At 73.0% G+C, this 26,392-nt stretch carries 25 protein-coding genes; 9 read left to right on the top strand and 16 right to left on the bottom strand.

Translation table 11 applies throughout. The annotated features are described in order from the left end of the window. Position 1 precedes the first annotated feature (1 nt). The 3 genes from CRYAR_RS08520 to CRYAR_RS08510 are packed head-to-tail and all read left to right on the top strand — an operon-like array spanning position 2 to position 3,385. The gene (locus CRYAR_RS08520; protein ID WP_051569935.1) at positions 2 to 979 is read left to right on the top strand and encodes an ABC transporter permease; all 978 of its coding nucleotides are present in this window, start codon (positions 2 to 4) and stop codon (positions 977 to 979) included. Positions 980 to 990: 11 nt separating this feature from the next. After that, positions 991 to 1,929, top strand: coding sequence for a sugar ABC transporter substrate-binding protein (locus CRYAR_RS08515; protein WP_035849641.1), 939 nt, complete (start codon positions 991 to 993; stop codon positions 1,927 to 1,929). A 1-nt stretch (position 1,930) separates the two neighbouring features. After that, positions 1,931 to 3,385 carry a sugar ABC transporter ATP-binding protein gene (locus CRYAR_RS08510; protein ID WP_051569934.1) on the top strand — a complete coding sequence of 485 codons (1,455 nt, stop codon included), beginning with the start codon at positions 1,931 to 1,933 and terminating at the stop codon, positions 3,383 to 3,385. Here CRYAR_RS08510 and CRYAR_RS08505 read toward each other — a convergent pair. Continuing rightward, on the bottom strand, positions 3,370 to 4,203 hold the full coding sequence (locus tag CRYAR_RS08505; RefSeq protein WP_035849639.1) for a helix-turn-helix transcriptional regulator: 834 nt from the start codon (positions 4,201 to 4,203) through the stop codon (positions 3,370 to 3,372). The genes CRYAR_RS08510 and CRYAR_RS08505 overlap by 16 nt on opposite strands. A gap of 102 nt (positions 4,204 to 4,305) precedes the next feature. On the opposite strand from CRYAR_RS08505, the gene CRYAR_RS08500 reads away from it, so the two are divergent. Further along, complete coding sequence (locus CRYAR_RS08500; protein WP_035849637.1) at positions 4,306 to 5,256, top strand: aldo/keto reductase; 951 nt, start codon at positions 4,306 to 4,308, stop codon at positions 5,254 to 5,256. Here the strand turns inward: CRYAR_RS08500 and CRYAR_RS08495 are convergent. The 6 genes from CRYAR_RS08495 to CRYAR_RS08470 are packed head-to-tail and all read right to left on the bottom strand — an operon-like array spanning position 5,253 to position 10,624. Then, a complete protein-coding gene (locus CRYAR_RS08495) occupies positions 5,253 to 5,837 on the bottom strand; it encodes a hypothetical protein (RefSeq protein WP_211247339.1) in 585 nt (194 codons plus the stop codon). The genes CRYAR_RS08500 and CRYAR_RS08495 overlap by 4 nt on opposite strands. A gap of 8 nt (positions 5,838 to 5,845) precedes the next feature. Next, on the bottom strand, positions 5,846 to 7,159 hold the full coding sequence (locus tag CRYAR_RS08490; protein ID WP_035849631.1) for an ABC transporter permease: 1,314 nt from the start codon (positions 7,157 to 7,159) through the stop codon (positions 5,846 to 5,848). Continuing rightward, positions 7,156 to 7,950 (bottom strand): ABC transporter ATP-binding protein, encoded by a 795-nt coding sequence (locus CRYAR_RS08485; protein ID WP_035849628.1) that lies wholly within the window; start codon positions 7,948 to 7,950, stop codon positions 7,156 to 7,158. Before CRYAR_RS08485 ends, CRYAR_RS08490 begins: the two co-directional genes overlap by 4 nt. Before the next feature lie 23 nt (positions 7,951 to 7,973). Beyond that, a complete protein-coding gene (locus CRYAR_RS08480; protein ID WP_035849625.1) occupies positions 7,974 to 8,765 on the bottom strand; it encodes a cupin domain-containing protein in 792 nt (263 codons plus the stop codon). Further along, positions 8,762 to 9,292 carry an RNA polymerase sigma factor gene (locus CRYAR_RS08475; RefSeq protein ID WP_245620420.1) on the bottom strand — a complete coding sequence of 177 codons (531 nt, stop codon included), beginning with the start codon at positions 9,290 to 9,292 and terminating at the stop codon, positions 8,762 to 8,764. Before CRYAR_RS08475 ends, CRYAR_RS08480 begins: the two co-directional genes overlap by 4 nt. A 48-nt stretch (positions 9,293 to 9,340) precedes the next feature. Next, positions 9,341 to 10,624 (bottom strand): phenylacetate--CoA ligase family protein, encoded by a 1,284-nt coding sequence (locus CRYAR_RS08470; protein ID WP_035849620.1) that lies wholly within the window; start codon positions 10,622 to 10,624, stop codon positions 9,341 to 9,343. A gap of 53 nt (positions 10,625 to 10,677) precedes the next feature. On the opposite strand from CRYAR_RS08470, the gene CRYAR_RS42875 reads away from it, so the two are divergent. Next, complete coding sequence (locus CRYAR_RS42875; protein WP_051569932.1) at positions 10,678 to 12,474, top strand: Hsp70 family protein; 1,797 nt, start codon at positions 10,678 to 10,680, stop codon at positions 12,472 to 12,474. On the opposite strand, the gene CRYAR_RS45075 is transcribed toward CRYAR_RS42875, so the two are convergent. Beyond that, entirely contained in the window at positions 12,426 to 12,608 is a 183-nt protein-coding gene (locus tag CRYAR_RS45075) for a hypothetical protein (protein ID WP_035849618.1), read from the bottom strand. The genes CRYAR_RS42875 and CRYAR_RS45075 overlap by 49 nt on opposite strands. A 92-nt stretch (positions 12,609 to 12,700) precedes the next feature. Here CRYAR_RS45075 and CRYAR_RS08455 point away from each other — a divergent pair, with 92 nt between their 5' ends. Beyond that, positions 12,701 to 15,223, top strand: coding sequence for an ATP-binding protein (locus CRYAR_RS08455; RefSeq protein WP_035861370.1), 2,523 nt, complete (start codon positions 12,701 to 12,703; stop codon positions 15,221 to 15,223). Here the strand turns inward: CRYAR_RS08455 and CRYAR_RS08450 are convergent. Together CRYAR_RS08450 and CRYAR_RS08445 are read right to left on the bottom strand one after the other, a co-directional pair. Further along, a complete protein-coding gene (locus CRYAR_RS08450) occupies positions 15,192 to 16,547 on the bottom strand; it encodes an FAD-dependent oxidoreductase (RefSeq protein ID WP_035849615.1) in 1,356 nt (451 codons plus the stop codon). The genes CRYAR_RS08455 and CRYAR_RS08450 overlap by 32 nt on opposite strands. A 51-nt stretch (positions 16,548 to 16,598) precedes the next feature. Beyond that, entirely contained in the window at positions 16,599 to 18,023 is a 1,425-nt protein-coding gene (locus tag CRYAR_RS08445; RefSeq protein WP_035849613.1) for a hypothetical protein, read from the bottom strand. A 60-nt stretch (positions 18,024 to 18,083) separates the two neighbouring features. Between CRYAR_RS08445 and CRYAR_RS08440 the strand changes: the two genes are divergently transcribed. Then, complete coding sequence (locus CRYAR_RS08440; protein WP_035849611.1) at positions 18,084 to 18,953, top strand: alpha/beta fold hydrolase; 870 nt, start codon at positions 18,084 to 18,086, stop codon at positions 18,951 to 18,953. Here the strand turns inward: CRYAR_RS08440 and CRYAR_RS08435 are convergent. The 4 genes from CRYAR_RS08435 to CRYAR_RS08420 are packed head-to-tail and all read right to left on the bottom strand — an operon-like array spanning position 18,899 to position 22,274. Then, on the bottom strand, positions 18,899 to 19,204 hold the full coding sequence (locus CRYAR_RS08435) for a GntR family transcriptional regulator (RefSeq protein WP_084701798.1): 306 nt from the start codon (positions 19,202 to 19,204) through the stop codon (positions 18,899 to 18,901). The genes CRYAR_RS08440 and CRYAR_RS08435 overlap by 55 nt on opposite strands. Positions 19,205 to 19,260: 56 nt before the next feature. After that, the gene (locus CRYAR_RS08430; RefSeq protein WP_035849607.1) at positions 19,261 to 20,280 is read right to left on the bottom strand and encodes a Glu/Leu/Phe/Val dehydrogenase dimerization domain-containing protein; all 1,020 of its coding nucleotides are present in this window, start codon (positions 20,278 to 20,280) and stop codon (positions 19,261 to 19,263) included. A gap of 9 nt (positions 20,281 to 20,289) precedes the next feature. Then, on the bottom strand, positions 20,290 to 21,255 hold the full coding sequence (locus CRYAR_RS08425) for an alpha-ketoacid dehydrogenase subunit beta (RefSeq protein ID WP_035849604.1): 966 nt from the start codon (positions 21,253 to 21,255) through the stop codon (positions 20,290 to 20,292). Further along, positions 21,252 to 22,274, bottom strand: a complete 1,023-nt coding sequence (locus CRYAR_RS08420) for a thiamine pyrophosphate-dependent enzyme (RefSeq protein ID WP_035849601.1) — start codon at positions 22,272 to 22,274, stop codon at positions 21,252 to 21,254. Before CRYAR_RS08420 ends, CRYAR_RS08425 begins: the two co-directional genes overlap by 4 nt. A gap of 204 nt (positions 22,275 to 22,478) precedes the next feature. On the opposite strand from CRYAR_RS08420, the gene CRYAR_RS08415 reads away from it, so the two are divergent. Further along, positions 22,479 to 22,979 carry an Lrp/AsnC family transcriptional regulator gene (locus CRYAR_RS08415; RefSeq protein WP_035849599.1) on the top strand — a complete coding sequence of 167 codons (501 nt, stop codon included), beginning with the start codon at positions 22,479 to 22,481 and terminating at the stop codon, positions 22,977 to 22,979. A 24-nt stretch (positions 22,980 to 23,003) separates the two neighbouring features. Continuing rightward, positions 23,004 to 24,461 (top strand): amidohydrolase family protein, encoded by a 1,458-nt coding sequence (locus CRYAR_RS08410; protein WP_035849597.1) that lies wholly within the window; start codon positions 23,004 to 23,006, stop codon positions 24,459 to 24,461. Here CRYAR_RS08410 and CRYAR_RS08405 read toward each other — a convergent pair. Then, the gene (locus tag CRYAR_RS08405; RefSeq protein WP_035849595.1) at positions 24,453 to 25,397 is read right to left on the bottom strand and encodes an acyl-ACP desaturase; all 945 of its coding nucleotides are present in this window, start codon (positions 25,395 to 25,397) and stop codon (positions 24,453 to 24,455) included. The genes CRYAR_RS08410 and CRYAR_RS08405 overlap by 9 nt on opposite strands. Continuing rightward, complete coding sequence (locus CRYAR_RS08400) at positions 25,394 to 26,392, bottom strand: helix-turn-helix transcriptional regulator (protein ID WP_051569931.1); 999 nt, start codon at positions 26,390 to 26,392, stop codon at positions 25,394 to 25,396. Before CRYAR_RS08400 ends, CRYAR_RS08405 begins: the two co-directional genes overlap by 4 nt.

The following is a 26,392-nucleotide window of genomic DNA, read 5'->3' as shown; positions in this document are numbered from 1 at the left end:
CATGACCCGACTGCGCCGCCTCGGCCTCTGGCTCGTGCTCGCCACCGTCACGCTGCTGCTCGCGATCGCCTCGCCCACGTTCCGGACCGTGCTCAACGCGCAGAACGTCCTGGAGCAGACCTCGCTGCTGGGGATCGTCGCCTGCGGCATGGCCGTGATGATGATCTCCGGCGGCTTCGACCTCTCGGTCGGTGCCGTCGGCGCCTCCGCCTCCGTCGTGGGCGCGATCGTCGCCGCACACGTCGGCGGCCCGCTCACGCTCGTCGCCGGGCTGCTCGTCGGTCTGGCGCTCGGATTCGCCAACGGCTACCTGATCGCGAAGGTCCGGATCAACGCGTTCGTCGCCACGTTCGCGATGAGCAACATCGTGTCGGGCGTCCTGTTCACGGTCACCGACGCGCAGTCCCACGTCGGGGCACCGGCGCTGCTGACCACCGCGGCGACCGGACGCGTGCTCGGCGTGCCGACGCTCTTCCTGGTGTTCGTCGCCGTCCTGGCCGCGACCTGGTTCGTGCTGACCCGCACGAAGTTCGGGCACTACGTCTACAGCGTCGGCGGCAACGCCGAGGCCAGCCACCTCTCCGGGGTTCCGGTGCAGCGCGTGCAGATCTTCGCGTTCGCCACCGGGGGCGTGCTGGCCGGCGCGGCGGGCCTGCTGCTGCTCGGCCAGACGCAGGTCGGCCAGCCCTCGGCCGCGCAGGCCTGGCCGCTGAACGCGATCGCGATCTGCGTCGTGGGCGGGGTCGCGCTCACCGGCGGGGTCGGCCGGATCGAGGACGTGTTCGCGGCGACCCTGCTGCTCGGCGTCATCGCCAACGGGCTCAACCAGCTGAACGTCTCGCCGTACTGGCAGCCCGCGATCACCGGCCTGGTGATCCTCGTCGCCGTGGTGCTCGACCAGTACAACCGCCGCCGCACGCCCGGCCGACGCGCCGGGAACCCCGCCGAACCGTCCCGTCCCACCGCCCTCGTCGGATGAGAGGTCACACCATGAGACGCCGTACCTTCCTGAGCGCCACCGCCGTCCTCGCCGCCGCCACCGTGGCCGGCTGCGACGTCGTCGACGCCGACGAGAACCACACGATCGGTCTGGCCGAGGCCTCGACCACGATCCCGTTCCTGGCCGTGATGGACGACGCGTTCACCGCCCGGGCGAAGGAGCACGGCATGAAGACCGTGATCCTCAACGGCGAACTCGACAACGCCAAGCAGGCCGCCAACATCGAGACGCTGATCGCCAAGCAGGTCGACCTGATCGTCGTGGTGTCGTCGAACCCGACCGCGGTGATCCCGGCGATCAAGCACGCCAACCGCGTCGGTATCCCGGTGATCGCGCTCAACGCGAAGCTCGACGAGGGCGCCGAGCTGGTCAGCTACGTCGGCTGCTCGGACTACCAGTACGGGCAGGGCGAGGCGAAGCTGCTGGTCGAAGCCCTGCCGAATGGCGGTGACGTGGCGATCGTCCTCGGCCCGCCCGGCGACTCCCCCACCGTCCAGCGCCTCGCCGGGATGAAATCCGTGCTGGCGTCCCACCCCGGGATCAGGATCGTGGCGACACCGTCGGACGGGTTCGACAACAGCCGGAACCTCGCGGTCACCCAGGACCTGCTCAGCAAGTACCCCCGGGGCACGATCGACGCGATCGTCGCCGAAGGGCCGCAGATGTACGTCGGCGCCGAGTACGCCCGCAAGAACGGCCGGGACGACGTCGTCTTCATCGCCGGTGACTACTCCAAGCAGGTCGAAGCCGCGATCAAGTCGGGTGCCCTGTACGGCACCGTCGACCAGAGCCCGGTGCTGCAGGGACAACGCGCCGCGGACTTCGCCTGGCGGAAGTTGACCGGGAAGGACGTACCGAAGGAGTCGCTGATCCCGCTGCCGGCGATCACCAGGGCCAACGTGGCCGCCAACCCCGCCGAGTGGGGCTGACGTGCTGGTACTCGACGACGTCTCGAAGCGGTTCGGCGGCACGACCGTCCTGGACCACGTGACCCTCCGGGTGCGTGCCGGTGAGGTCCACGGCCTGGTCGGGCAGAACGGCGCCGGCAAGTCGACGCTGGTCAAGATCCTCTCCGGGCTCTACCCCGATCACGAGGGCCGGATCACGGTCGACGGGCGGGTCGCGGCGCTGTCCGATCCACGCGCCTCCCGAGCCGAAGGCATCGGCGTCATCCACCAGGAGTTCAGCCTGGTGCCCCAGCTCACGGTGGCCGAGAACCTGCTGCTGGGACGCGAGCCCGGCCGGTGGGGATACCGGCAGCGCCGCACCGAAGCCCGGGCGCGGACGCTTCTCGAGTCGGTCGAGGTGGAGATCGGCGCCCCGCTGACCGCCCGGGTCGCCGAGCTGGGCCCCGCCGTCCGGCAGCGGATCGAGATCGTCAAAGCGCTCGCCGCCGACGTCCGGGTGCTGCTGCTCGACGAGCCGACCGCCCGCCTCTCCGAGGCCGAACGCCGATCGTTGTTCGCGGTCGTGCGCTCGCTCGCCGACCGGGGCGTCGGGATGATCTTCATCTCGCACTTCCTCGACGAGGTCCGCGAGGTCACCGACCAGCTGACCGTGCTGCGCAACGGACGGGTGGTCGCGTCGGCGCCCACCGCGGCCCTGTCGGTCGGGCAGATCACGGCGTTGATGGTGGGCGACGAACTGCGGGAGACCCTCACCGCGGAGCGGGCCGCGCACCGCGCCGACGACGCCCGCCCGGTCGTGCTCGCGCTCCGCGGTACGGCGGCGGACGTGGAGCTGCGGGCCGGCGAGATCACGGCCGTGGCCGGGCTGGTCGGCTCGGGACGGACCCGCCTGTGTCGCGCGCTGAGCGGGGCAGCCCCCGCGCGGCTCGAGTTGCGGGGCCGGCCGACGCGTTTCGCCGGGCCGCGGGCCGCAGTCGCGGCGGGCGTCGTCCACATCCCCGAGGACCGGCGGCACCAGGGTCTCTGCCTGAGCCATTCGGTGATGCGCAACCTGGCGCTGACCGCGTTGTCTCGTGGCCTCGGCCGGTGGGGGGTGGTGCGCCGGCGTCCGGTCCGGCGGCTGGCCCGCGGTCTCGTCGCGGACCTGCGGATCTCGCCGGCCGACATCGACGCGCCCGCGGGCACGCTCAGCGGCGGCAACCAGCAGAAGGTGGTGCTGGGCAAAGCGCTGGCGGCGGCGCCAGACGTGCTGATCGTCGACCAGCCGACGGCCGGGGTCGACGTCGGGACCAAGGCCCAGATCCACCACCTGCTCCGGGAACGGGCGGACGCGGGTGCGGCCGTGCTGGTCGTCTCCGACGACATCGACGAGCTGCTCGCGCTCTCCGACCGCTTCCACGTGCTCACCCGGGGAGTGCTCAGCTGGTCGGGCACGCGGGTGAGCCGGGAGGAGCTGCTCGCTCACATCTCGGCCTGAGCCGGGAACTCCTCCAGCCCGACGACACGCAGGAGGTCGAGGCGCTCGCGGGCGTCGGCGTCGGCCGGGGTCAGCACCACCAGCTGCTGGCCCAGGTCCGGGGTCACGAGCGTCTCGCAGTCCATCAGCAGCGGACCGACCCGCGGGTGCACGAGCGTCTTCCGGTCCGCGCGCCGGACCGCCACCTCGTGCTCGGACCAGAGCTGCCGGAACTCGGCGCTCACGGCCTCGAGCCGGGCGACGAGCCCGGCCACCTCGGGGTCACCGGCCCGGCGGCCCACCGCCGCGCGCAGGTCGGCGACGTGCTGGCGCGAGTGGCGCTCCTGCTCCGCGGGAGTGTGCGCGGCGCGGGCGGCGGGTTCAGCGAACCACCGGAGGAGCACGTTGTGGCCGGTCTGGTCGCCCACCAGCAGCGTCGACATGCGGTTCTGGGCCAGCACCTCCCCCAGGTCGGAGATCACCATCGCCGGGTTGTCGCCGAGCAGGTCGAGCAGGCGCAGCAGGCCGGCGCGCGCCAGGCGGGCCACCCCGTCGGACGGGGGTGGCGGCTGGCCGGCCAGGTGGAAGAGGTGGTCGCGCTCGTCGTCGGAGAGGCGCAGCGCGCGGGCCAGCGCACCGAGCAGCTGGGGCGAGGGCTGGCTGCTGCGCCCCTGCTCGAGCCGGACGACGTAGTCGACCGACATGCCGGCGAGCATCGCGACCTCCTCGCGGCGCAGGCCACCGGTGCGCCGGCGCGGGCCGTCGGCGAGCCCGACCTGCGCCGGCCGGATCGCCTCGCGGCGGCGGCGCACGAAGTCGGCGAGCTGTTCACGCTGCATGTGGCCATGCTCCCCCGGCGAGGGCCGACGAGCCAGGGAGCGGCGCTCCCACGATGAACGCTCCGATTTCGGGGTTCCACCGCCGCGGGCAGGGTCGGCGTCATGAACACATTCGGACTGGGCGCGATGGCCATGTCGGACGCCTACGGAACGAGCGACCGCGCGGAGAGCATCGCCACCGTGCAGGCGGCGCTGGACGCGGGCATCACCTTCGTCGACACCGCCGACTTCTACGGCAACGGACACAACGAGCTGCTGCTGGCTTCCGCGCTGCGGGGCCGTCCACGGGACGGTTACGTGCTGAGCGTCAAGTTCGGGGCGCTGCGCGACCCCGACGGCACGATGCTCGGGTTCGACGGCCGCCCGGCGTCGGTGAAGAACTTCCTGAGTCACTCGCTCAGCCGGCTGGGCGTCGAGTACGTCGACGTCTACCGGCCGGCCCGGCTGGACCCGGCGGTGCCGATCGAGGACACGGTCGGGGCGATCCGGGACCTGATCGACGCCGGGTACGTGCGGTCGGCCGGGTTGTCGGAGGTCGGCGCCGCGACGATCCGCCGGGCGCACGCCGTGACGCCGATCGCCGATCTGCAGATCGAGTACTCGCTGCTCTCCCGCGGGGCGGAGGCCGAGGTGCTGCCGGTGCTGCGCGAGCTGGGGATCGGTCTGACCGCGTACGGCGTGCTGAGCCGCGGCCTGCTGTCGGGGCACTGGCGCCCCGGCACCGCCGGCGACCACCGGAACCTGATGCCCCGGTTCTCGGCCGGGAACGTCGCCCACAACCTCGCACTCGTCGACGCGCTGCGCCGCGTCGCCGACGCGAAGGGCTGCACGACCGCGCAACTGGCGATCGCCTGGGTGGCCGCTCAGGGAGCCGACATCGTGCCGCTGATCGGCGCCCGCACGCGCGAGCGCCTGGCCGAGGCGCTGCCGGCGCTCGAACTCGAGCTCTCCGCCGATGACCTGGCCGCGATCGAGCGGGCCGTCCCCGCCGGTTCGGCCCGCGGCGACCGCTACCCCACCCCGATGATGGCGCAACTGGCAGTGGGCAACTAAGGGTTCTCGGGCGATGTGCCGGGGCGCGGGCCGCGGAGCGTGTAGGCCACCAGCCCGGCGAGCCCGAGCACCGCGGCCACCACCGTGGCCGGTCGGCTCCCCGGGGACTGGATCTGCCAGGTCAGCGCCTCGCCGACCCGGCCGTGGCCCGGGAACGTCGCCGCGAGAAGCGTCCACCCCAGCGGCAGGATCCAGGCGCGGGCGGCCCCGACCGCGGCCGCCCCCAGTGCGGTCAGCCCCAGCAGGCCACCCGCGTTGCGGACCACGAACCCGATCGGCCCGAACCGCGTACCGGTCACCTCGGTGGCCTGCAGCAGCAGCGTCACGCAGCCCAGGACCACGATCAGGTGCGAGGCCCGCAGCCGGGCCCAGGGACGCGCGGCCGTCCGGTCGAGGCTGGCGTCGGGGCCGCCGAGCGTGGCGGTCGCGATCGCGATCAGCAGGAGGACGGCCAACAGGAGAGCCGTGCTGCCCACCGGGTCCTGATCGCTCGTCGTCGACGCGATCAGCCAACTCAGGAACGTGCCCGCGGCCGCCGCGCCGAGCGCCATCGGCACCCGGCGCGAACGGGCGTAGAGCACGAGCCACCTCACCGGGCGCCGCCGGTCAGGATCGGCAGCGTGTCCCGGCACTTCTCGGCGGCCGGGTACACCGCGGCGACCCGGGCGTCGGCCTCGGCCTTCGGCAGTGCTCTGAGGTCGCGGTAGAGCTGGACGGACTCGGGATCCTCGAATTCCATGCCGTCGAGGCCGGTGGCCGGCTCGCGGCCGAGCAACCAGAACGCCGCGACCGTGCCGGCCGTGTAGCTCCGGCTGTCCCCGCACCGCACCGGGCCGCCGAACACCCCGGTCAGCATCTGCAGCTCGAGTCGTCCCGGGAACGCGAGGTGCCCGTGCCGGTCGACCTGGACGTTCATCAGCACGGTGTCGGGCCGTTCGGCCGGCTTGGTCATCGGGAAGAACGTCGAGGTGTCCTCGTGCGCCTCGACGATCGGCGTGGAGGCCAGGAGCTTCAGCACGTGCCGCGCCTTCGGCGTCACCTCGGGCAGCAGCGACTCGTTGGCCCGGCTCACGCAGACCCGCGGGCCGGCGTCCTCGGTGCACACCAGCTGCTGGGCGACGGGGTCGAGCTTCTCCCGGTCGTAGGCGTCATCGGTCGGCATCGCGAACGCGGTGAGCGTCGCGCCGACCACCAGCGGCACGAGCGCGGCCACCGCGAACCGGCGGTGGCGGACCGCGAAGAGCACGAACGCGGCCGCGGCCAGAGCGACCAGCCACACGGTCTGGGTGGCGCTGATCCGCCCGCTGATCGTGTCGTAGGCGCTGAACGTACCCATGCCGGACCCGGGGAAGAACGCCGTCGCGGGCGCCTCGTCGGAGAACAACTGCGGCCCGAAGCCGAGCAGCGCGAACCCCGCCACGGCCACCGCCGGTGCGGTGGCCAGCGCCGGACGCAGCCGCCCGAGCCCCAGCCCGAGCCAGAACGCCACGACCATCGTGAGCACGCCGACCGCCACCACCACGAACGCGGCGGCCGGCAGGTAGCTCGCGGTGTCGATGATCCGTGGCACCGCCGCGGCCAGCGCGACCAGGTACGCGACCAGAGCCGCCAGCCCGGTCGCGATCAGCACCGGGACGACCTGCAGCGGACGCGGCCGGGGCACGGTCGCGAAGAGCTCGGCGACGTTCGCGCGGTGCTCGCGATAGGACTGCCAGGCCCCGGCGGCCATCGTGAGCGGTACCACGACGATGAGGTACTCACGCTGGACCATGACCAGCGCCATCCAGCCCGACGACCAGCGCCCCGAGGTCGCCTGGAGGACGATCGAGCCGGCGACCGCGATCAGCAGCGCGGCGCCGAACGCGGCCGAGCGTCGGAGTTCGATACCCAGGATGCGGCTCATGCGTTGCTCCGGTGCTGACGCAGGAGGGCGGAGTAGCCGCGCTCGGCGGGGCTGTCACCGGCGTCGTTCGGGCCGCCACGGGCGACGAGGTCGTCGGGGCTGCCCTGGAACAGGAGCCGGCCCTCGTTCATCAGGATGACGTCGGTGCAGGCCGCGACGACGTCTTCGACCAGGTGCGTCGAGACCAGGACGCAGCTGTCGCGGCCGAGGTCACGCAGCAGATCGCGGAAGTCGAGGCGCTGTTCGGGGTCGAGGCCGACCGTGGGTTCGTCGAGCAGCAGCAGCTGCGGCTCGTTCACGATCGCCTGCGCGATGCCGGCCCGGCGCAGCATGCCCCCGGACAGCGTCTTCATCTTCGCGTCGGCTTTCGCGGTGAGGCCGACGCGGTCGATCGAGCGCTGCACGGCGTCGGGGATGGCCGCCTTGGGCATTTCCTTGAGCCAGGCCATGTACTCGACGAACTCGCGGACGGTGAACCGCGGGTAGAAACCGAACTGCTGCGGCAGGTAGCCCAGGCCGCGCCGGACCTCGCGGAGGTCGGCCCGGCCGTCCACCGACGCGCCGAGCAGCGTCAGCGTGCCGCCGGCGGGTTTCACGACCGTGGCGAGCGCACGCATCAGCGTGGTCTTGCCGGCGCCGTTCGGGCCGAGCAGCCCATGGACGCCGGTGTCGAGGGTCAGGTCGAGGCCGTCCACGGCCAGGTGCTTGCCGGCGCGGACGCGGAGACTCTCCGCCCGCACGAGCCACGGGACGAGGGTGGGGGCCGTTTCGGCCGCGCTCACCGGACGCATGGGGTCGTTCCTTTCCTGGGGGTTCACGCGCCGCTGCGCAGGCGGCGGAAGTGGGTCGCGACGAGCGGGACGAGCGCGGCGAACGCCACGGCGGCGACCGCCCACAGGGCGGTGCTGCCCGGCCGGAGGAGCGGGGAGAGGGATTCGCTGGCCAGGCTCGGCAGGAGCACGGCCCCGGACCAGGCCAGGCCGAGCCCGATCGCGGCCGGCCGCACGCCGACGAACGCGCCGAGCGCCAACGTGCCCGCGGTGAAGGCCAGGCACGGCAGCAGGGTGAGGGCCAGCGAGGTGCCGGTGCTCAGGCCGGCCACCAGCAGAACCGGGAGGACGACGACGAGCACGGCGAGCGTGCGGCGCAGCACCATCGCCAACCCGGCCGACGGCGTGGTGACGATCAGCTCCCAGACCGGATCGAAGCGACGGCTCCAGGACGCCGCGACGCCGGGCAGCGGCGCCACCGGAGCGAGCAGCAGCACGAGCGACGGCAGACTCGGCGCGACGCGGTCGAGCGCCACCGCGCAGGTCACCACGGCGATCGTCATCGCGAGCCAGGGCAGCAGCGTCCAGGCCAGCCAGCGCCGGTGGACGGTGAAGGCCGGACGGCGGTACGGGGCCGGCGCCGGACCGGTCCGGATCGCCTGGTCCAGCGAGGCGGCGACCCGATCGAGCAGGTCCGCGGTGGCGGGGGTGGCCAGGTGCGCGCGGCAGTCCGCGCAGCCGTCGAGGTGGACCTCGACCGACCAGAGCGTGGCGTCGTCGAGCCCGTTGCCGCCGTGCGCGTAGCGGGTGAGGATCGTGGGGGTCGGATGGGTCATGAGAGCGCCTCCCGCAGCGCGATCCGGGCCCGCCGCGCGCGGGTCTTCACCGTTCCCTCGGGCATGCCGAGCAGCACCGACGTCTGCCGGACCGAGAGGCCGTCGAGCACCATCGCCTGCAACACCTGACGCAGCTCCGGGGGCAGGCGCAGCAGCGCCTGTTCCAGGTCCTGGTCGACGCGGGTCGCCATCACCTCGTCCTCGGCGGCCGGCGCGGTGCGCGGCACCAGCGGGACAGCAGGCACCCGCTCCTGGCGGGCGCGCCGCCGGAACGCGTCGACGAGCCGGTTGGCGGCGATCGTCCAGAGCCAGCCGACCGCGCTGCCCTCGGTCACCGAGCCCGCGTAGCTGCCGGCGGCCCGCCAGACCGCCAGGTAGGTCTCCTGGAGCACGTCGGCGACGAGGTCGTCGTCGGCGCAGCGACGGCGCAGCCGCACCGCCAACCAGGGCGCGGTGCGCCGGTACAACTCGTCGAACGCCGCGCGGTCGCCGTCGGCGACCCGGCGCACGAGCTCAGCTTCTGTCACACCGTTCACGCCCAGGGAGACGACGCGACCCCCGCTTCGGGTTCTCGATCACCGAGAGTAGCGGTGCTTCACTCCGAGCGGGAAGTTGTCCGGGTCGCCGATCGGGCGGAACCGCACCGTCGGCAGTTGCCTGGCCGCCGGGACGTAGTGCGCGAACTCGCTGTTCACCCCGGGCAGGTAGGCCCGGATCGCCTCGGCCACCCGGTTTTCGCGACCCTCGCCGCCGTGACCGGGAGCGAGCTCGACGGTGACGTCCAGGTAGCGGTCGCCGTCGTCGCTCTCCGGGGTGCGCAGCACGAACCGGCCGGTCGTCCAGCCGACGACGTCGTCGGCCTCCAGCGCCTCGGCGACGTTCTCCGGGTAGACGTTCGCGCCGTAGAGCGACACCGCGAACAGCCGGCGCCCGAACACGTAGACCAGGTTGCCGGGGAGTATCCCGCCCTCGTCGCCGATGTCGTAGCGGATCAGCGGCACCGCGCCGTCCGCGGTGAACAGCAGCGCGTCGCCGTCGGTCTCGAAGTACCGGTGACCGGGGTCGTACTCCACGAGCGTCGGGAGCCGGCCACCGGCGAACGTGGTGCTGCTCAGCTCACGGCGGAGCCGGACGCTCGACGGCGTCTCGATGCCCAGCACCCCGGCGTCGGCGGTGCCGTAGAGAGCGGCGGTGTGGGTGACCGGGTCGGCGATACCGGCGCGCCCGGCGACCAGGTCGCGCCACCGTTCGCTGAAGACCTCACCGGCGAACACGAGCTTGAGCCGCCGGTCTGGCCAGCCGGAACCGCGGTCGACGACGTTCTTGACGAACGGCGGATACCCCAGCAGCACGACCTGTTCGTAGAGCGGCCCGAGCGCGTCGACCACGCGGAGGATCTCGTCGACGACGTTGCCGGGCGTGGCCACCGTGAGTCGGAAGCCCTGCGTCGCCAGGTGACGGCAGGCCGCCGCGGTGAACATGCCGCCGACCCAGTTGCCGAGCGGGAAGCAGATCACCGCCAGCGTGCGGTGCTCGTCGGCGCCGAAGGTCCGGAAGATCTCGGCGAACCGCTCGGTCGCGGCGAGCTCGTCGACGAGCCGGCGCGGCCACACCGTCGGCTGGCCGGACGAGCCCGACGAGAGCGCCACCGTGTCGCAGCCGTCGAGCGAGCCGCCGCGGCACCGCTCGGGCAGCGGGTACGCCCGGACGTAGTTCTCCTTCGTGACCACCGGCAGCGCGGCGTAGTCCAGGAGTGTGCGGATGCTCGCGGTGTCCACGCCCCGCTCGGCCAGGAAGTGCCGGTAGGCCGGAACGTTCCTGGCGGCGTCGTGGAACAGCGCGACCGGGTCGAGGCGCATGGGCCTCAGTGTGCCGTTCCGGCCGCTTGATCGGCAGCGATAGGCTGCCCGCCGTGTCGGGTACGACGCTCGCCGTCGACTACGGCACCTCGAACACGGTCGCGCTGCTGCGGTGGCCCGACCAGCGGATCCGTCCGCTGTTGTTCGACGGCTCGCCGCTCCTCCCGTCGGCGGTCCACCTCGAGCCGGACGGCACGGTGCGGGCCGGGCCGGAGGCCGTCCGCGCGGCCCGGGTGCGCCCGGAGTGCTACGAGCCCACCCCGAAACGGCGGATCGACGAGGGCACGCTGCTGCTGGGTGAGCGGGAGATCTCGATCGCCGCCGCGATCGCCGCGACGCTCCGCGTCGTCTGGGACGAGGCCACCCGGACGGCGGGTGCGCCCCCGGGTTCGGTCGTCCTGACGTTCCCCGTGTCCTGGGGCGCCGTCCGGCGCGCGGTGCTCGTCGACGCCGCCGTGCGCGCGGGCCTGCCCGCGCCGGCGCTGGTACCCGAACCGGTCGCCGCGGCGGCCTACCACGTGCGGGCTCAGGGCGGCCGGATCCCCGACGGGCAGTCGATCGTGGTGTACGACCTCGGCGCCGGGACGTTCGACGTCAGCGTCGTCTCGTCGGCGTTCGAGACGCTCGCGTACGACGGGCTCGACGACCTCGGCGGAGTGGACCTGGACGCGCTCGTCGTGGCGGCGACCGGCGTGTCGTTCGATCCCGGTTCCCGGGCGTTCCGGCAGCTCTGGGACGACGCCCGCGCGGCCAAGGAGTCGCTGTCGCGCCGCTCGTCGGCCGAGGTGCTGATCCCGTCGCTCGACCGCGACGTGCGGGTCACCCGGGAGGGGTTCGAGGCGGCGGCCCGGCCACTGCTGGAACGTTCGGTCGACGTGACGGCCGCCGCGATCGACGCGTCCCCGGGCCGGGTCGCGGGCCTGTTCCTGGTCGGCGGCTCGACCCGGGTGCCGCTGGTGGCCACGCTGCTGCACCGGCGGCTGGGGATCGTGCCGACCGTGCTGGACCACCCGGAGATCGTGGTGGCCGAGGGCGCGCTCCACACGGTGCCCGCGGAGCCCGCAGCGGTCGCCGAGGTGAAGCCGCCCGGGGTCACGATCGCGTCCCGGCCGTGGCTGATCGCGCTGCGTGGCCTCGCGGTGATGCTCGCCGGCGGGTCGACGGTGTTGTTCGCGCTGTTCGGCCTGGCCGCGACGCTGTTCGTGCTCGGCGAGCGGCACCAGCTCCTGCCCGACACCGGGTCGCTCGTCCTCTTCGGGGTGGTGCTCGTCGCCGGCGCGGGGGTGTTCGGGTTCGGCAGCCAGGTGACCGCGCGGGCGTTCGACCGGGCTCAGCTCGGGTTCGAACCCGACCGGCTGGTCGTCCGCTCGACGGCGCGGATCGGTCACGCGCTGGTGCGGATCGGCGGCCGGCTGCTGATCGGCGCCGCGTTCGCCGCCGCGGGGCTCGAGGTGGTCCTGTACGACGCCCGGAACGCGACCGCGTGGGCCGTGCTGGTCGGGTGCGTCGCCGGTTTCGTCGGGTCGCTGGTCTCCGCCGTCGCGCAGTTCCGGCACCGTCCGGTCCGGATCGACGCCACCGGTTCGAGCACTGCGGACGCCGAACTGGCGTGGGCCGACCTGGCCGTGGCCGAGATCCGCCCGGTCGGGTGGCGCCGCAGCCGGACGCTGTTCGTCTCCCTGGCCCCCGGCGTCGCCCGGCCGAGCGCGCTGCGCCCGGTCCGCGGTTCCGAGGCGCTGCGCGTGCTGGACCTGGGCGCGTACGCGATGCCCGTCGGGCGGGTGGAGAAGGCCGTCGGCCACTACTGGCGGAGCGTCCGGGACGAGACCGCGCCGACGGCCGCGCGGTAGCGGGCGAGCCGTCCGGGGCTCCGGGGCGCGGGCCACCCGGCGCGGCGCGCGCCGCGCAGGACCAGCAGGCGCCGGACGTCGGGCAGACCGTCGAACGGCCCGCGGGGATCGAGTTGTGACACGTAGCGAGGCATGTCTCCGTTGTAGAGAGACCTGAGCCCGGCCGATTCCGTGGCGGCTACCGAGGTCGGTGGTCCGGAGTACCGAGATCGGGGAGGATCGTCGCGTGGCCGGTCCGATCCTGGAACGCGAGACCGAGCTCTCCACGCTGGGGGCCGTCGGCGCCGGTTCGGTCGTGCTCATCGCCGGTGAGGCCGGTATCGGGAAGTCGACGCTCGTCGACGCGCTGCCGGACGTTCTCCCGGCCGGGACGCGGCTGCTCGTCGGGTACTGCGACGACCTGGCGACGCCCCGGGTGCTGGGGCCGTTGCGTGACCTGATCGGCAGCGTGTCGACCGCTCTCACCGAGGCGCTGGAGTCGGGTGACCGGGGCCGCGTCTTCGACGCCCTGCTCGCGGAGCTGACCCGGCCGACCGTGCTCGTCGTCGAGGACGTGCACTGGGCCGACGAGGCGACGCTCGACGTCCTGCGGTTCCTGGTACGCCGGATCCGTCGTCTGCCCTCCGCCCTGGTGCTCACCTACCGGAACACCGACGACCAGGCGCTGCGTCGACTCGTCGGGGCCGCGGCCGACGCCCAGCGCCTGCGCCCGGCCCGGCTCTCGTCGGACGCGGTGCGCCGGCTCGGGGCGCACACCGGGCTGGACACCGCGGAGGTGTTCGCGGTGACGTCGGGCAACCCGTTCTTCGTCACCGAGGTGCTCGCCTCCGGAGACGCGGGCACGGTTCCGCGGAGCGTCGCCGAGGCCGTCCGCGGGCGGCTGTCCCACCTGTCGCCGGTGACCCGGCGGGTGGTCGAGCAGCTCGCGGTGATCCCGTCGGCGGCCGAGCCGTGGCTGGTGGAGGCGGTCGTGCCGGGCGGGGTCGAGGCGCTCGCCGACGCCGAGCAGCAGGGTGTGCTCACCGTCTCGCCGGTCCGGGTCGCGTTCGGCCACGAGCTGGCGCGCCGGGCCGTGCTGGACTCGTTGCCGGCCGCGCGCCGCATCGCCGCCAACCGGGCCGTGCTCGCGGCGCTGCTCGACCACCGGGACGTCGACGTGTCGCGGATCGTCCACCACGCCGCCGAGGCCGGCGCGGACGACCCGATCCTCCGGTTCGGCCCGGTGGCGGCGCGGGTGGCCGCAGCCGGCGGAGCCCACCGTGCCGCGGTCGCGCACTACCGGCTGGTGCTCGACCGGCTCGCGGCCTACCCACCGGACGAGCAGGCCGACCTGGTGGAGGCGTACGCGATCGAGTGCCAGGCCGCCGGCCGGGCCAAGGAGGCGGTGACCGCCCAGGAGGACGCCGTCCGGCGCCGCCGCGCCCGGGGCGACCGGCCGGCGCTGGGGATTAGCCTGCGGTTGTTGTCGCGGATGCACTGGTGGGCCGGCTCACGCACGGAGGCCGACCGCTGCGGCGCGGAGGCGATCGAGCTGCTGGAATCGGCCGGGGACGAGCACGCGCTCGCGGTGGCGCTGAGCAACCAGGCCCAGCTGCACATGCTGGCCGGGCGCATCCGCGACGCGATCCAGCTGTCCGAACGGGTCGCGGGCATGGCCAGGGCACTCGACGACGCCGGGCTGCTCTCGCACGCGCTGAACACCCTCGGCACGTGCATCTGGCCCGACGGCCAGGCGCACCTGGAGGAGAGCCTCGAGGTCGCGCTCGCCGCAGGCGAGGCCGAGCAGGCGTGCCGCGCCTACGTCAACCTGGCCTCGCCGCTGATCGAGGACCTGCGTCTGGACGAGGCCCTGCACCACCTGGATGCCGGGATCGCCTTCGCCGCCGACGCCGAACTGCTCGGCCACGAGCGCTACCTGCGTGGTTCCCGGATCGACGTCCGGCTGCTGCGCGGCGAGTGGGAGCTGGCCGACCACGAAGCCCGGTCGCTGCTGGACGCCGAGGAACCGATCGTGCGGTGCCACGCCCGGATCGTCGCCGGTCTGGTCCGGGTCCGCAGCGGGCGCGACGGGGGCGAGGAACTCCTCCGGGAGGCCTGGGACCACGCACAGGAACTGGCGGAGCCGCAGCACGTCTGTCCCGCGGGCGCCGCGCTGCTCGAGAGCGCCTGGCTCCGGGGCGACCTGCCGCGGGCCGCGGCCGAGGCGGCCGACGTCTACCGGCGCTTGCGCGGCTTCGGCCGGGCACCGGGGTTGGCCGAGCTTGAGTACTGGTTACATGCCGGCGGGGTGCCGGTCACGGTCTCCGGCGGCCCGTTCGCGCTGCTGTCGGCCGGGGCGTGGCGGGAGGCCACCGCGGAGTGGGAGCAGGCCGGGTGCCGGTACGCGGCGGCGCTCGCGGCGGCGTTCACGTCCGACCCCGACGCGCTCCTGGCCGGGCTGCGCACCGCCGACGAGCTGGGCGCGTCCCCGCTCGCCGGGCGGTTGCGGGCCCGGCTGCGCGAGCTCGGCGTCACCCGGGTTCCCCGCGGCCCCCAGCCGGCCACCCGGAGCAACCCGGGTGGCCTCACCAATCGCCAGGCGGACGTCGTCCGGCTGCTCGCCGACGGCCTGACCAACGCCGAGATCGCCGACCGGCTGGTGCTGTCGGTGCGCACCGTGGACACGCACGTCGCCGCGGCGCTGGACAAGCTCGGTGTGCGGACGCGACGGGAGGCGGTCAGCCGCGCGCGGGCACTGGGCCTCGGCTGACCGCGATCATCTCGTCGCGGGGCACGACCTTGACCCGCTTCCGGCGGTGCGGTGCGCCGAGCGCGATCTCGTGCTGGTCGAGCCGCTGCCAGCCGACCCAGGTCGTGTACTCGACGTCGCGGGCGTCGAGGTGGGCCAGCACGGCGTCCCGGTCGCGCTCGGTGGCGGGCGGCAGAGCGTCGGCCAGCAGGCTGGTGATCGTCTCTCCGGCGTCGCCCTTGGTGTGGCCGATCAGGCCGACCGGGCCGCGCTTGATCCAGCCGGTGACGTACAGGCCCGGGACGGGCTCGCCGTCCAGGTCGAGCACCCGCCCGGCCCGGTGCGGGATCGTGCCGCTCGCGGCGTCGAACGGGACGTCGGGCAGCGCCTCGCTGAGGTACCCGACGGCCCGGTAGACGGCCTGAACGTCCCAGTCGGTGAACCGGCCGGTGCCGCGGATCCAGCCGTCGCCGGTGAGCTCCTGGGTCTCGGTACGCAGCCCCTCGACCCGCTCCTCCCCCAGGACCGCCGCCGGCGCCTCCAGGAAATGCAGGTGCAGCCGGCGCGCCCGGCCACGCGGCTCGCGCACGGCCCAGTTCTGCAGGATGTCCACACACATCTTGACGTGACGCGTCGCGCGCATCGCGGCGTAGCTGCCCTCGTCGAACTCGATGCCCTCCGGGTGCACGATCACGTCGACGTTCGGCGAGGAGTCGAGTTCGCGCAGCTCCTGCGGGGTGAACTTGACCTGCGCCGGGCCACGCCGGGAGAACAGGTGGACGTCGGTGACCGGGCTCTCACGCAGCCGCCGGTAGACGTTGTCGGGGATCTCGGTGCCGAGCAGTTCGTCGGCGGTCTTGGCCAGGATGCGCGCCACGTCCACCGCGACGTTCCCGGCGCCGATCACCGCGACCTTCTCGGCGTGCAGCGGCCAGTCGCGCGGGACGTCGGGGTGGCCGTTGTACCAGGACGCGAACGCCGCGGCGCCGAAGCTGCCGGGCCGGTCGATGCCCGGGATGTCGAGCGCCCGGTCCTTCTCCGCGCCGGTGGCGACGACCGTGGCGTCGTAGAAGCGGCGCAGCTCGTCCGCCTTGACGTCGACGCCGTACCCGACGTTGCCGAGGAAGCGGATGCGTGGGTTGTCGAGCACGCGGAACAGCGCGGTGACGATCTCCTTGATCCGCGGGTGGTCCGGGGCGACGCCGTACCGGATCAGCCCGTACGGGGTGGGTAACCGGTCGAAGATGTCGACCGTGGCCGTCTCCGACGCCTTGATCAGGTGGTCCGCGGCGTAGATGCCGGCCGGGCCGGCTCCGACGACGGCGATCCGCAGAGGGCGGTCCATGATGATTCCCTTTCCGAGCGTTGCGCACCCCCATCTTAGGTAAGCCTCGCCTTAGCCTGACTGTGACGTCGGACTCAGCAGGAGCACCCGGTTGTCGTCGGCGGCCGCCTCCTGCCAGCCGGCCGCGCGCGCCTGCGTCACCAGCGGGCGGCGTGGGTCGAGCAGCAGGCAGCGCACGCCGTCGCGATCCAGTTCGGCGAGCGCGCCGGGGCGCCCCTGGGCGAGCTCGAGCAGGTCCGCGACGAGCGCGGCGCCGTAGACGTCGTTGCGTCCGTCCATCGCCACGCGCACCCCGTCGGCCGTTCGGCGCAGGATCACGTAGCCGCCGTCGTCGTACTCGTTGAGCAGCCGGCAGCCGGCCGGGACGGCGTCGACGGTGGTGTCGGCCGGGTAGCTGTCGGGCGCCGGGCGTCCGTACTCCGGCAGGCGCACGACGGTGAGCGCGACGAGCGCGACGACCAGCCCGATCGAGGTCCCGCGGGCCAGGAACGCGACGCGTCGCCGGCCGGAGCCGCCGTTCCAGTCGACGCCGGTCGCCCAGGCCGCGGCCGCCGGCATCGCGACGACGAGCGCCATCGGCGAGAAGCGGGCCGCCTCGACCCCGGCGACGAGCAGCATCGCCGACGCTCCGGCGACGACCGCGAGCAGCGGGTCGGACGGGCGCCGCCGCCAGGCCGCGAGCGCGAGGCCGACCGCGACCGCGGCGCCGGTCCAGGTGAACACGGCCATCCAGGAGGTGCGCCAGAGGGGTGCCCACTCGGGGATCAGCGCGGTGGAGGCGTCGCGGGTGGCGAGCGCGGAGGCCAATACGTCGACACCGAACGGCGAGGTGAGGCAGCCCAGGACGACGACGACCACGATCGCGGCGGCGGTGGGCATCGACGCTGGATTCGACCGGCGGCGGGCGGCGATCAGGGCGAGCGTGAGGCCGGCCGCGACGGCGGGGATCGCGGCGAGCGCGGCCAGGTGCAGGTTCACCCAGAGCGTCAGGAGCAGGTACAGCCCGGCCAGACCGGCGAGGCGTTCCCACCCGGTCCGGTCCAGCAGGCGCCCGGCCAGCAGGAGCACGAGCGGGAGCAGCGCGTAGGTGAGCGTCTGCGGGCGGGCGCTCAGCCACAGCAGCAGTGGGACGACGAGCAGCGCGGTCGTGACGTGCACCCGCGCCCCCAGCGACCGCGCGGTGACGGCGACGCTCGCACCCACCAGCGTGATGCAACCGAGCGTGAACAGGGCCAGCCCGACCGGCCCGGCGCCGGTCCAGGCCAGCGACAGCAGAACGTCGAACAGCCAGGAGTTCGGGTGCCAGGCCCGACCGGCCACCGACCAGGAGAACGTGTCGGTCAGGAAGACCGTGCGCTGGTGCCGGATCTCGGTGCCGGTCTGGATCTGCCAGAAGGTGTCGCCCTCGGCGAACCATCCGCTGCGAACCGCACCGACGAGTGCGAACAGCCCGATTCCGACGGCCAGCGGGCGCACAGTGATCCGATCGGCCGCCCGTGACGCTTTCTGAGGCCTCGGCGTCCTAGGGTGAGCGCTATGAGCACGCTCGAGACACGCACGCTTGCCGCGCCCGGCGTCGATCTGGTCTACGACGTGCGGGGGCCGCTCCCCCCGGCCGACGGGCGGCCGGTGCTGCTGATGATCGGTCAGCCGATGAGCGCCGAGGGCTTCGGTTCACTCGCGCAGCACTTCGCCGACCGCACCGTCGTCACCTACGACCCCCGCGGGCTCGGGCGGAGCGTCCGCTCGGACGGGCGTCTGGACAACACCCCGCAGCAGCAGGCGGCCGACCTGCACCTGCTGATCGAGACGCTCGGTGCCGGGCCGGTGGAGGTGTTCGGCAGCAGCGGAGGCGCGGTGACCGGGCTGGAACTGGTGTCCCGGTTCCCCGGTGACGTGGTGACGCTGGTGGCGCACGAGCCACCGATCAACGCGGTGCTTCCCGACGCCGCGGCCGTGGAGCGGGCACGGGCGGCGTTCAACGAGGCCTACGAGACCCGCGGCTCGGGCGCGGGGATGGCCGCGTTCATCGTGATGACGTCCTGGCAGGGCGAGTTCACCGACGAGTACTTCACGCAACCGGCCCCGGACCCGGCTGCGTTCGGCATGCCCGACGTGGACGACGGCGCGCGCGACGACCCGCTGCTCTCGAAGAACTCCTGGGCGGTCAGTGACTACCGCCCGGATGCGGGGCTGCTCGCCGCGGCGCCGACGCGGATCGTGATCGCCGTCGGCGAGGAGTCCGCCGACACCTACACCGCGCGGACGGCCCGGGCGACCGCCGCCCTGCTCGGCCAGGAGGCGGTCGTGTTCCCGAGCCACCACGGCGGGTTCCTCGGCGGCGAGCACGGTTACGCGGGCAAGCCCGAGGAGTTCGCGGCCCGGCTCCGCGAGGTGCTGGGCTGATCCTGCTCCTGGTCGTTCTCCTCGCCGCAGACGAACGTGCCCCGTCCGTGGCGGGTCACGACCAGGCCCCGTTCGCGTAGTACGCCCATCGCCAGACGCACGGTGTTGCGCGCGACGTTGTGCCGCGTCATCAGTTTGCTCTCCGACGGGATCGGCGTTCCCGGCTGGTATTCACCACTCCTGATACCGGCCGCCAACAGATCACTCAACTGCTTGTAGACGGCCCGGTCACCGTAAGGATCGATGCTCATGCCGTGATGGTACACGACTTGTACCTACGTGCCCTTGTGTAGTCCGGATCGAGCGGTCACCGGGTGGCGTCACCCGCCGGGAAGTACGGGCGGTGGGTGGAGAGGCGCCGGGCCGCCAGGGACCTGGCTTCGGTCAGCGGGTCGGTGCCGTGCCGGGAGGCGCGCTCCAGGATGGACTCGGTGGTGGCGCCGATCGCGTCGATCTTCGCCTCGATCGCGTCGTCGGTGCCCTTCACCTCGGCCTCGCAGGCGATGACCCCGCCGGCGTTGGCCACGAAGTCCGGGACGAACACGATGCCCCGCGCCGCGAGCATGGCCGCGTCCGCGTCCGCGGCCAGGGCGTTGTTCGCACCCGGCACCACGACCCGGGCTTTCAGCCGGTCGATCACCGCCTCGGTCAGCACACCTCCGGCGGCGCACGGGCACACGACGTCGACGTCGGCCGCGAGGATCTCGTCGACTCCGACGGCGTCCAGGCCGCGCACCCGCGATGCGTCGACGTCGGCGACGACCACGTCGACACCCCGGGCCCGCAACAGCTCCACCAGGTGCGAACCGACCTTCCCCAGGCCCTGCACGGCCACCCGGCGCACGGGCACACCGGCCCACGACGCCGCGGCGTCGAGCGCACGGAGCACGCCCCGGGCGGTGAACCGCGAGGGGTCCCGGCGGCTGGAGACCCTCGGCACGTACCGCGCGATCAGGTCCATGTCCGCCGCTCCGGTGCCCATGTCGGCGCCCGGGATGTACCGGCCGCCGAGCGAGGCGATGAACCGCGCGTGAGCGGCGAGCAGGTCGTCGCGCCGGGGGGAGTCCGCCGGTGCGTTGATGACGCTCTTGCCACCGCCGAGTTCCAGCCCGGCCACCGCGGACTTGTAGGTCATGGCCTGGGCGAGGTTCATCGCGTCCCGGACCGCGTCCTCCGGGTCGGCGTAACTCCGCATCCGGACGCCACCGAGGGCGGGTCCGAGCGTCGTGTCGTGGATGGCGATCACGGACTCGAGACCGGTGGCCGGGTCGCGGCACACCACCAGCTGCTCGAAGTCCCGATCCCGGAGATCCCGCAAGAAGCTCATCGGTACTCCTCAGAACGACAGTGATGCGTCGATGGCGTCGAGGACACGATCGACGTCCGGAAGGAACTGGTCTTCGACGAGCGCCGGTGGGTACGGCAGGTGGTACGCGCCGACCCGCAGCACCGGCGCCTCCAGCGAGTAGAAGCAGGCCTCGGTGACCGCGGCGGCGATCTCCGCGCCGATACCCAGGAACGTCGACGCCTCGTGCACGACGACGAGGCGACCCGTCGCCTCGGCCGCGCGGCGCAGCGTCGTGGTGTCCAACGGCGACAGCGTCCGCAGGTCCACCACCCCGACGGAGCACTCCGCGGCGTCAGCCGCCTCGAGCGCGACCCCGACCGAGGGTCCGTGCGCCACGAGCGTCACGTCGGTGCCCGTCCGCAGGACGCGGGCCCGATCGAGCGACGCCGGCTCGGCGTCGAGGTCGACCTCGCCCCGGTCCCAGTAGCGCCGCTTGGGCTCGTAGAAGATCACCGGGTCGTCGGAACGGATCGCGGCGCGCAGCAGGCGGTACGCGTCGGCCGGGTGCGAGCAGGAGACCACGCGCAGCCCGGCCGTGTGCGCGAAGTAGGCCTCGTTGGACTCGCTGTGGTGCTCGACCGCGCCGATTCCTCCCCCCACCGGGATGCGGACGACGACCGGCAGCGTCACCGTGCCCCGCGACCGGGCCCGCATCTTCGCGAGCTGCGAGACGATCTGGTCGAAGGCCGGATAGACGAAGCCGTCGAACTGGATCTCGACGACCGGCCGGTAGCCGTTCAGCGCGAGCCCGATCGCGGTGCCGACGATCGCCGACTCGGCCAGCGGGGAGTCGAGCACACGGTCGGCCCCGAACTCCTTCTGCAGGCCGTCGGTGACCCGGAAGACACCCCCGAGCGCACCGACGTCCTCGCCCATGACGAGCACCTTGGCGTCGTCGGTCAGCGCGCGGTGGAGTGCGGCGTTGAGTGCTTTGCCGAGCGTGGTCACGGTCATGCCGAGCGCTCCAGGTAGGCGGCGCGTTCGTGTTCGGCCGTGGGATGGGGTTCCGCGTAGGTGTAGCCGAAGAGCTCCTCGAGGTCGCCGCCCTCGATCGCGTGGCAGGCGGCGCGGACCTCGAGCGCGAACGCCCCCAGCTCGGCGTCGAGGTCGGCGAAGAACGCCGGCCGGACCCCGGACCGTTCCAGCAGCGTGCGCAGCCGGATCAGCGGATCCTTCGCCGCCCAGGCGTCGACCTCGGCCTGGTCGCGGTAGCGCTTCGGGTCGTCGGACGTGGAGTGCCCGCCCATCCGGAACGTCGCCGCCTCGATGAGCGCCGGCCCCTCGCCGGCCCGGACGCTCGCCGCGGCGCGCCGGGTGACGTCGTGGACGGCGAGGACGTCGTTGCCGTCGACGTGGTAGCTGCGCAGGCCGAAGCCGGCCGCGCGCTGGTGCAGCGGCGCCCCGTACTGCAGCGCGGTCGGGGTCGAGATCGCCCACTGGTTGTTCTGGCAGATGAACAGGACCGGGAGGCTCCTGGTCGCGGCCCAGTTGAACGCCTCGTTGACGTCGCCCTGGCTGGCGGCTCCGTCGCCGAAGTACGTGACGACGACCTGGCTGCGGCCGTCGAGCTTCGTGCCCATCGCGTAGCCGGTGGCGTGCAGCGTCTGCGTGCCGAGGACGAGCGAGTAGAAGTGGAACCGGTAGGCGGCGGGATCCCAGCCCGCGTGGGTGGAGCCGCGCCACTGGGTCAGCAGCTCGGTCGGGGTGATGCCCCGGACCAGGGCGGCCGCGTGTTCGCGGTAGGAGGGGAAGACCCAGTCCTCGTCGGCGAGCGCGCGCATCGAACCGACCTGGGCCGCCTCCTGTCCCCACGACTGCAGCCACAGCGCGAGTTCGCCCTGCCGCTGGAGCGCGAGCGCTTCCTGGTCGAGGCGGCGAGCCCGGGCCATGTCTCGGTAGAGGGTCCGGGCGAGATCGACGTCGAGCTCGTGGCTCCGGTCGAGGACGCCGTCGGGGGTGAGGAGTTGGATCATCGTGTGCTCCCTGGTGGTGCGGGCCCGAACGCCCTGCTCAGAGGCGGGATCTCCGCATGAGCAGAACGAAGGGCATTCGGCCGGGAATGCTGGCGACGCGACACGCAAAGTCTCGATATGCTCAGCGATATCGTCAACTGATCGGCAGACAACTAGTCACAGTGACGTGATAAGCGCGCAGCGGGCGATCCGGAGGTTGGCGGAATGGCAACGATCGACCGCCTCGACGTCGAGCTGCTGTCGCGGCTGATGACGAACGCCCGCGCCGGGGTGGCCGAGCTCGCGGCCGGGCTGGGCGTGAGCCGGACGACCGTGCAGCACCGCCTCCGCCGCCTGGAGGAGGAAGGGATCCTGGTCGGCTTCCAGCCGATCATCAACCTGTCGGTCATCGGGCTGCCGGTGCAGGCCCTGGTGAGCCTGGAGATCGATCAGCGGGAGATGCCGACGATCATCGACGGGCTCCGGGAACTGCCCGAAGTGCTCGAGGTCCGGATCCAGGCCGGGCGCGAGGACCTGCTGGTCCACGTCGCGATCGCCTCGCTCGAGGAGTTGCAGCGGCTCACCGCGGCGATCGTGCGGCTGGCGGGGGTGCGCAAGACGACGTCGACGTTCACGGTCTCGACGCCGATCCCCTACCGCGTCCTGCCCCTGCTGAGCGACGCCACCCGCCACGCGGGCTGGGGTCGCTCGACCCCGGCCCCCTAGAGGCTGACCGATACGGTCCACGGTGTGAGTTTTGATTTAGTGATCAGCAGAGGTCGTGTCGTCGATCCCGAGACCGGCCTCGACGGGATCCGGGACGTCGGCATCGACGGTGATCGGATCGTCGCGGTCTCCGCGGCGGAGCTCACCGGCCGGCGGCGGATCGACGCGCGGGGGCTCGTAGTGTCCCCCGGGTTCATCGACCTGCACAGCCACGGCCAGGCGATCGCCGAGTGCCGCCTCCAGGCGCTCGACGGCGTCACCACGGCGCTGGAGCTCGAGGCCGGTGCGGCGCCGGTGTCGGCGGCCTACGCGCGGGCCGCGGCCGAGGGGCGCCCGATCAACTACGGCTTCTCGGCGTCGTGGGCGCGGATCCGTATGCACGTGGCCGGCGGCTCACCCCTCGGCGAGGGTTCGACGGGGCCGCTCGAGGACCTCGGGTCGTCGGCCTGGCGCGGTCCGGCCGCGCTGCCGACGATCCTCGGTCTGCTGGAGAAGGAACTCGCCGACGGCGCGCTCGGCATCGGCATCCTGCTGGGCTACGCGGCCGCGACGGACCCCCGCGAATACCTCGAGATCGCGAGGCTCGCCGCCGCGGCCGGAGTGCCCACGTTCACGCACGCGCGGCCGCTCGTCGAGCAGGACCCGGACGTCGCCGTCGACGGCGCGGAGGAGATCACCCGGGTCGCCGGCGAGACCGGCGCCCACATGCACTACTGCCACATCAACTCCACGTCGACGCGCCACCTCGACCGGGTGCAGGCGTTGGTCGAGACCGTCCGGGCCGAGGGCGCGAACGTCACGAGTGAGGTGTACCCGTACGGCACCGGCATGAGTTCGATCGGCGCCGACTACTTCCACCCCGATCGGCTGCACGTCCTCGGTGCGACCGGCACGCCCCAGGACGTCGTCTACGCCCGCACCGGCGAGACCGTGGCCTCGGTGGAGCGGCTGCTCGAGCTGCGCGCTTCCGACCCGTCGGGGCTGGCGTTCATCCGGATGTTCGACGAGGTGAAGTCGGCCGACCGGCTCGCGCGGTTCACCGCGCTCCCGCACGCGGTCGTCGCGTCCGACGCGGTTCCGTTCGTGATCGAGGACGGCCACCCGTACGACCCGATGCAGTGGCCGCCGCCGGCGTTCGCGCGGACCCACCCGCGCAGCGCCGGGACGTACGGCCGCACGTTGCGCATCGCGCGGGACACGTTGCCGCTCACCGACGTGCTCGCGAAGTGCACGGTGCTGCCGGCCCGGGTGCTGGAGAACGCCGCGCCGGCGATGCGCCGCAAGGGCCGGCTCCAGGTCGGCTGCGACGCCGACGTGGTGGTCTTCGACCCGGAGCTGGTCACCGACGCAGCGACGTACCAGCACTCCGTGCGGCCCTCGACCGGCTTCGTCCACGTGCTCGTGAACGGGGAGCCGGTCGTGGCCGACGGGCAGTTGCTCCGGGACGCGTTCCCCGGCCGGGCGGTGCGGGCCTCAGGCTGAGCGGGCGGCCTTCCTGGCGGCGATCTTGTCGCGGCGCTCGCTGAACCGGGTCGCCTGGCGGTCGAGCTCGGCGAGGAACTCCACCAGCTCGTCGCGGGCCTTCTCGCCGTCGTCGGACAGGCCCGTGGTCTCCAGCGCCTTGAGGTTACGCAGCACCGGGATGACCACCTCGTCGTGGTGGATCCGTAGGTCGTAGATGCCCGCCATCGCGATCTGGACCGACTTGCGGCCGAAGTTCTCGATGCTGTGACCGGGCATCTGGAACGTCTTGACCACGTCGGTCACCGCTCGCATCGCCGCGTCGGGCGCCAGCTCGAACGCGGCGCCGAGCAGGTTGCGGTAGAAGATCATGTGCAGGTTCTCGTCCGCGGCGACCTTGGCCAGCAGCTGATCGCAGATCGGGTCCCCACTGATCTTGCCGGTGTTGCGGTGCGAGACCCGGGTGGCGAGCTCCTGGAAGGACACGTACGCGATGCCGTGCAGCACCGTGTCGTCCAGATAGGCGTTTTCGAAGCCGGTGCCCATGTGCACCATCCGGGCGCGCTCCAGCGCGATCGGGTCGACGGCGCGGGTCGCGAGCAGGTAGTCGCGGATCGCGATGCCGTGCCGGCCCTCCTCGGCGGTCCACCGGTGCACCCAGGTGCCCCACGCGCCGTCGCGGCCGAACATCTGCGCGATCTCGTGGTGGTAGCTGGGCAGGTTGTCCTCGGTGAGCAGGTTCACGATGAGCGACGTGCGGGCGACGTCGCTGAGCGTGGACTGCTCCTCGGACCAGGCCGTACCTCCGAGGACGCCGTCGAAGTCGGTGCCCTGGCTCCACGGGACGTACTCGTGCGGGAACCATTCCTTGGCCGTGGCCAGGTGGCGGTTCAGGTTGGTCTCGACGACCGGCTCGAGTTCGAGGAGCAGGCCGGCTGTCGTCAGCTGATCGGTCATTCCGGCAACTCCCTGCTGCTTCTGGTTACGCTTCCGTAACCTACGCTACCGTAGAAATGCAAGAGTGCAGCGGCCCGATCGTGAAGAACCGCGCGGAGCCGCTGCGGGGCGAGTACTTCCGCCCGGGTGGAGAGCTGCCAGAGTGCCCATTCGGCGTGCCGCGAATCCTGGAACGTGGCTTCCAGCCGCACCCAGCCGCCGTCCTCGGTTCGTTCGTCGTCGACGGTCAGTGCCGTTCCGGCCAGTTCCTCGCGGCGGGCCGGGTCGATCCGCAGCCGCACCGTGACGACGTCACCGCCGGCCCGGAAGCGCGCGCTGCGCTCCCGCCACACCGCGTCCAGATCGACGTGATCCGGCCGCTCCGCGACCTCGGGGAGCTCTTCGGCGGCGTCGATCCGGGACAGGCGATAGGTGCGGTCGGCGCCGTCCCTCGTGGCCAGGAGGTAACCCTGGGAACGCACGGTGACCAGACCGATCGGGTCGACGGTGCGCCACTGCGGGGCAGCGCCGCGAGCGGCGTAGCGGATACGCAGTTTGTGCCCGGTGAGCACCGCGGAACGCACCTCGGCGAGGACCGGGCCCGGAATCTCCTCGGGCGCCGCCCGGCGCGACAACAGGTCGATCTCCGGGTCGAGCAGCAGCCGCTGGACGCCCCGCTGGTGCTCGGGCAGCGCGTCGACCACCTTGCGCATGGCCGACGCGAGCGCCGAGCCGAGGCCGAACGCCCGCGCGCCCGGCCGCGCCCCGGAGACCAGCAGCGCGAGCGCCTCGTCGTCGTTCAAGCCGGTGAGCTCGGTACGGAAGCCGGGCAGCAGCGCGAACCCGCCGCGCCGCCCGCGCTCGGCGTAGACCGGCACCCCGGCCGCGGACAGCGCCTCGATGTCACGCAGCACGGTGCGCGTGGACACCTCCAGCTCGCGGGCCAGTGTCTCGGCGGTCAACCGGCCGTGCCGGCGCAGCAGGAGCACCAACGAGACCAACCGATCGGCACGCAC

The sequence above is a fragment of the Cryptosporangium arvum DSM 44712 genome (genome assembly GCF_000585375.1).
Taxonomy (GTDB): Bacteria; Actinomycetota; Actinomycetes; order Mycobacteriales; family Cryptosporangiaceae; genus Cryptosporangium; species Cryptosporangium arvum.
This window is presented reverse-complemented; position numbering and strand designations above follow the sequence as displayed.